The organism is Methanothermococcus thermolithotrophicus DSM 2095 (assembly GCF_000376965.1).
Taxonomy (GTDB): Archaea; AGJL01; Methanococci; order Methanococcales; family Methanococcaceae; genus Methanothermococcus; species Methanothermococcus thermolithotrophicus.
Window position 1 is genome coordinate 1 of sequence record NZ_AQXV01000006.1, and the last position, 3,258, is coordinate 3,258.

At 33.5% G+C, this 3,258-nt stretch carries 2 protein-coding genes; one reads left to right on the plus strand and one right to left on the minus strand.

Translation table 11 applies throughout. From position 1 onward, the window contains the following. Positions 1 to 443 precede the first annotated feature (443 nt). Positions 444 to 1,451, plus strand: coding sequence for a deoxyhypusine synthase (locus tag F555_RS0100060; protein WP_018153192.1), 1,008 nt, complete (start codon positions 444 to 446; stop codon positions 1,449 to 1,451). On the opposite strand, the gene hypF is transcribed toward F555_RS0100060, so the two are convergent. Continuing rightward, a partial coding sequence (hypF, locus tag F555_RS08780) for a carbamoyltransferase HypF (protein ID WP_157205707.1) occupies positions 1,444 to 3,258 on the minus strand: 1,815 nt, incomplete at its 5' end. The two genes, F555_RS0100060 and hypF, sit on opposite strands and share 8 nt — an antisense overlap.

Sequence of the window (3,258 nt, forward strand, 5' to 3'; positions counted from 1 at the left end):
AAAGCTAATACATTTGGATGAAACCTTTTCTAAAGGTTTCATGTGAGATATTAAACGATGGCGGGTTAATGCCTCATTTAAAGAAAAAGTTAAAATCTTAAGCACCATTAAAGTTATAGTTAAAGGTTTAAGTACTATGAAGTAATGTAATATAATATGTCCCATCCTCTGGGATAACCTAGGATATCCCCTTGATAAAAAATATAAACAATTCGGAGCGAAGCGAAGAGTAATGAAAAACCGTAGGTTTTTCATCTGATTTCTTTTAACTTTTTATTATCCCATATGGCTAAAACTAAGTCATTTTGGTCGATAACAATTTTCAAGTTTTCAAATTTTTGTTTTTTAAAAGTTTTTATATATTTTAAGTTAGTCATTTGGTTTTACTATATATATTTTCATCAACGACTATTAATGCACAAATAAAAATAATAAGTGAAATTATGAGCGATCCAAAAAATATTGTTTTAAAAGAAAGTGAAGAATTTGAAGGTTTGCCTGTGGAAGGACCGTGGTTAGAAGATGATATCGATTTAAAGGATATTGTAACCCAATACTATGAAAAAATAGGTTTTCAAGCTACACATTTGGGGAAGGCTGTTGAGATATGGAAGAGAATTGAAGAGATAAGAAAAAACGAAGAAATAGTTGTTTTTATGGGATATACTTCCAATATAGTCTCTTCAGGATTGAGAGAAATTATAGCATACTTAGCCAAGCATAAAAAAATTGACGTAATTGTCACAACTGCAGGCGGAATTGAAGAAGACTTTATAAAATGTTTAAAACCTTTCGTACTTGGAGATTGGGACTTAAACGGCTCTTATTTGAGAGAGAAAGGAATAAATAGAATAGGAAACATTTTTGTTCCAAATGACCGGTACGTTGAATTTGAAAAATACATGACAGAATTTTTTGAAAGACTCTCTGAAAAACAGGAGAAAGAGAATAAAATAATATCTGCAAGTGAGCTCTGCTATGAACTTGGAAAATTTATGGATGAAAAACTTGAAATGCAGTATAAAGAAAAATCCATACTCTACTGGGCGTATAAAAACAACATCCCTATATTCTGTCCAGCTATAACCGACGGTTCAATTGGGGATATGCTTTACTTCTACAAAAAAGAAAGAAAATCCAATTTACAGATAGATGTTGCAAGCGATATAGTAAAACTAAATGACATGGCAATATATGCCAATAAAACGGCATGCATTGTTTTAGGAGGTTCCCTTCCAAAACACAGCATTATAAACGCTAATTTATTTAGGGAAGGGACGGATTATGCCATATACATTACAACTGCAGTACCTTGGGACGGTTCTTTAAGTGGAGCTCCTCCAGAAGAAGGAGTCTCTTGGGGAAAAATACAGGCAAAGGCAGATTATGTTGAAGTATGGGCTGATGCAACTTTAGTATTTCCAATGCTGGTTTACAGCGTATTTAAATGAAATCCGAATTATTCAAAATATATCCAATACTTTGCCCAAAACTTATTCCTCCGTCACCGTTTGGAATTCTGCTGTGGTACAAGAACTTAAATCCTTCTTTTTCAATGTTGTCTTTTATTCTTTCAGAAATTAATTTATTGTAGGAAACTCCGCCAGTTAGTCCTATATACTCAATTCCAAGGCTATCTGCATTTTTTATGGCTATTTTAGATAAACCATCGGCTAATGCCATATGAATATAGTATCCAATGTATTCGCGGTTAAATCCTTCTAAAAACATCTCATAGCAGTTATAAACTAAATCAGTTGTATTTAAAACATTATTTTTTATTTTTATGTCGTTTTCTACAGTATCCATACATTTTTTAAGCTCGTTCTTTGAACTGGATATAAAATTCTCGGCAACAGATTCCAGTCTAATGGCGGGCTCACCATCGTAAGTTTTTTCATGACATACTGATAATAATGCAGAAATTGAGTCAAGTATTCTTCCACAGGATGTTGTTTTACTGACGTTTAGTTTTTTATCCAGCTGAAATAAAATAAGCTTTAAATCCTTATCGCTGAAGTTGCATTCTTTCATGAATTTGATTAATTCTTCTTTATCCAATTTTTTATACAATATGGATAAAAGCATCCTTAATGGATACTTTGTTGCAAGATCTCCGCCAGGTTGGTACTGCTCTTCCAGATGCCCTATTCTTTTCATTTTATTGTCTTTATAAAGTAGGAGCTCTCCACCCCAAATATTCCCATCCCTTCCATAGCCCAATCCATCAATTGCTATTGTTATATTGTCCTCAAATATGTCGTTGTCACCCATTAAAGAATAGGCATGACTTTCGTGGTGCTGAGCTCGGAAAACCTCTACACCATATTTTTCCCCCAATTCATATGCAAGTTTAGTTGAGTTATATGTGGGATGTAAATCGCATACAATGGTGTCTATTTTATTTGTGTTGGTTATGCTAATCAAATTGTTCACAGCATCCTTTAAATATTGAAAAGTTTCGTATTTTGAAGTATTACCTATGTATTGAGTTAAATAGAACTTATTCTTTTTAACAAGGCATGCTACAGAGTTTAATTCAGGACCTACTGCTAAAATATTTTTCTCATTATTTTTAATCAATAAGTTGTTGTTTACACTCACAGGTTCTGGAGCATACCCTCTTGACCTCCTTAAAAAAACCATCCTATTGTTTATCTTTTTTAAAACGCTGTCGTCACATCTATTCACTATCTCTCTATTGTGCAAAAGAAAGTAATCTGCAATACTATTTAGGCTTTTTAAAATTTCTTCGTTTTTTATGGCCATCGGCAAGCCAGGCAAGTTTGCAGAAGTCATAATATAGCTTATTTTTTCGGTATCCTCAAACAGGAGGTAATGTAAACCTGAATAAGGCAGCATGACACCAATGGTATTTAAATCTGAGACATACTTTGAAAAATATTTATCGTAGTTTTCGTTTTTTTCTAAAACTACAATTGGTCGTTTAGGAGATTTTAATGTGTTTAGTTCCATTTCATCGACTTTTGCATACTGTTCCAAATATTCAGGCTTGCTCATTACGGCAAATGGCTGGGACGGCCTATTTAATCTTTTCCTTAGCTTTAAAACTACTTCGTCATTATCGGCAGCACATACTAAGTGGGTACCTCCAATTCCTTTAACCGCCAATATATTTCCTTCTTCCAAAAGTTTCACCGCATTTCGAATGGAATGAGAAACCAGCGAATCCGAAGGATTCGTACAGTTTCGAATGGAGTGAGAAACCAGCGAATCCGAAGGATTCGTACAGTTTCG

Excerpts from the sequence above, each read along its gene's own strand:
- F555_RS0100060 (WP_018153192.1), top strand. The coding sequence starts at position 444 with ATGAGCGATCCAAAAAATATTGTTTTAAAAGAAAGTGAAGAATTTGAA.